2 protein-coding genes are annotated in these 2,024 nt (G+C 71.9%); one reads left to right on the plus strand and one right to left on the minus strand.

The genetic code is table 11. The features are described from left to right. The coding region (locus G6024_RS13040; protein WP_159148882.1) for an AMP-binding protein at window positions 1-1,329 on the minus strand (1,329 nt) is incomplete at its 3' end. Between the two features lie 164 nt (window positions 1,330-1,493). On the opposite strand from G6024_RS13040, the gene G6024_RS13045 reads away from it, so the two are divergent. Next, a partial coding sequence (locus tag G6024_RS13045; RefSeq protein WP_182640380.1) for an acyl-CoA dehydrogenase family protein occupies window positions 1,494-2,024 on the plus strand: 531 nt, incomplete at its 3' end.

The raw sequence follows: 2,024 nt of genomic DNA on the forward strand, positions 1-2,024 counted from the left end.
GGACATGATGATCACGTCGTCGTCGCGGCTCGAGAAGTAGAAGTGGCCGTCCGCGTCGAGCTTGGCGGCGTCGCCGGTGTAGTACCAGCGCCCGTCCGCGCTGAAGCGCTCGGCGGTCTTCTCCGGGGCCTGGTGGTAGCCGGTGAACCACATCAGGGGGCTGGCGGGGACGTCGATCGCCACGCGGCCCAGCTCGCCCACGGGGGCGGGCTCGTCGTAGTCCGCGGCGAGCACGGTGCACGACCAGCCCGGCAGCGGCACGCCCATGGAGCCCGGGCGCACGTCCTCACGCAGCGAGTCGTGCCACGGGTTGATGATGAACATCCCGTGCTCGGTCTGGCCGTACTGGTCGCGCACCTCGACGCCGAACTGCTCGGTCGACCACTCGATCACCTCGGGGGTGAGCGGCTCACCGGCGGCCGAGGCTCGGCGGAGCGTGACGTCGGCCGGCGCGATGTCCCGCTTGGCCCGCATGGTGCGGTACACGGTCGGCGCGGCCGCGAAGTTGGTGACGTGGAAGTACTGCAGGACCGCGAACGCCAGCTCCGGGCTGTAGCGGGCGTGCAGCAGCAGGCTCCGACGGCCGACCGCCAGCGGGCCGAGGATGCCGTAGTAGAGGCCGTACGCCCAGCCCGGGTCGGCACCGTTCCAGAACACGTCGTCGGCCCGCACGTCCAGGCCCGTCTCGATGTACTGGTGGAACGCGGCCAGGGCGCGCACCGGCACGACGACGCCCTTCGGGGTGCCGGTGGTGCCGGAGGTGAACAGCATGACCAGGCCGGCGTCCGGACCGGTGACCGCCGCGGCGAGGCAGGGCTGCTGGGCGGCGGTGATCGTGGCCAGGTCGAGGTCGCCGTCTCGGGCCTCGGGGCAGTCCGCCAGGCCGGCGACGACCACCGGGACGGCGACGCTCTCGAGCTTTCCGCGCTGGTCCGCGTCGGAGACGACCACCTTGGCGTCGCCACCGGTGAGACGCATCTCGATGGCCGGCCACGCGAACGCGGTGAACAGCGGCATGTGGACGGCACCGAGTCGCCAGATCCCCATGAGGGTGAACACCAGGTCCGCGGACTTGGACATCAGCGTGGCCACCCGGTCGCCCTCGCCCACGCCGAGCTCGGCCAGCGCCGCGGCGACCTTCTCGCTCTCGGTCCGCAGCTCGCCGTAGGTGATGTCCCGCCCGGACAGGTCGGCGTCGATGACGGTGAAGGCGACCGCCTCGGGGGCGTGGCGGTCGCACAGGAACTCCGCGGCGCTCGCACCGGGGACGTCGTAGATTTCCAGCAACTGCTCCGGCGACAGGGGCGTGGACGCGGTGTTCTCGGTCATACCGCCAGATTGTGGCGCACGTGAACCACGACGCACCAGCAGCACCCACCAACGGGCACCCCCACTATCGGGGCTGGGCGTGCCGCGTCCCGGCGGTGCACTCTAATGGGAGCCGACCGACCCCGGGGACCGCACGGTCCCCCACCCGCACCCGGAGGACCCCCATGGCCGTGGACCGCCTGCTCCCCAGCGACGAGGCGTACGAACTGCTCGAGATGACGCGTTCCGTCGCGGATAAACTCCTCGAGCCGATCGCCGCCGAGCACGAGCGGAACCACACCTACCCCCAGGGCCTGTTCGCCCAGCTCGGCGAGGTCGGGCTGCTGGGCCTGCCCTACCCGGAGGAGTTCGGCGGCGGCGACCAGCCCTACGAGGTGTACCTCCAGGTGTTGGAGGAGCTCGGCGCCCGCTGGGCGGCCGTCGCCGTGGCGACCAGCGTGCACGGCCTGTCCTGCTTCCCGCTCGCCACCGCCGGGACCGACGAGCAGAAGGCCGAGTGGTTGCCGGGAATGCTCGCCGGCGAGCAGATCGGCGCGTACTCGCTGTCCGAGCCGCAGGCCGGGTCGGACGCCGCCGCCCTGCGGTGCCGCGCGGAGCGGGAGGGCGACGGCCCGGGCTCCGTGTTCGTCGTCAACGGCACCAAGTCGTGGATCACCCACGGCGGGATCGCGGACGTCTACAACACCTTCGTCCGC

It is taken from the genome of Dietzia maris (assembly GCF_014144855.1).
GTDB classification, from domain to species: domain Bacteria; phylum Actinomycetota; class Actinomycetes; order Mycobacteriales; family Mycobacteriaceae; genus Dietzia; species Dietzia kunjamensis.